This is a genomic window from uncultured Microscilla sp. (assembly GCF_947493425.1).
Lineage (GTDB): Bacteria > Bacteroidota > Bacteroidia > Cytophagales > Microscillaceae > Microscilla.
Window position 1 is genome coordinate 1 of the sequence record NZ_CANLRP010000522.1, and the last position, 400, is coordinate 400.

The window sequence follows — 400 nt, forward strand, 5'->3', positions numbered from 1 at the left end:
AATCGTAGTTGTTTTTTTTGTCAGGGTAGTTTGTTCACTTGTTTTCATGGGAGTATAGATAAGTAAGGTGTTGTTGGTGTTGTTGTTGTGGTTGTGTTAAAAAAAACTCCCCAACAAGGCTGCTTGTCAGGGAGAAGGTAAATTGGTCTTATACCACTGTCAGGGCATACACTTGCCGGAGCTCATTCAGGTACTGACCCAGACTGCTGCGCTCGTGGTGTTCACAAGGAATCAGGTAAGGAATCAAGCCTTCGATCTCGCCACTGTATTGCCAGTAACCCAGGAGCATTTCGGCTTCGTCGTGGGTAAGCTCATCGCCCCAGCCCTCCAGGTGCATGGCTTCCATATACGCCCTTCGCTCATAAAAAGAAGTACCCGCCCCGGCAAAATCTGCTACCGA

Annotated in this window: 1 pseudogene; it reads right to left on the minus strand. The window is 48.2% G+C overall.

Annotation, left to right across the window (positions count from 1 at the left end):
- Nucleotides 1–148 precede the first annotated feature (148 nt).
- Nucleotides 149–400: pseudogene (locus Q0954_RS34555) on the minus strand (hypothetical protein); the annotation flags it as partial.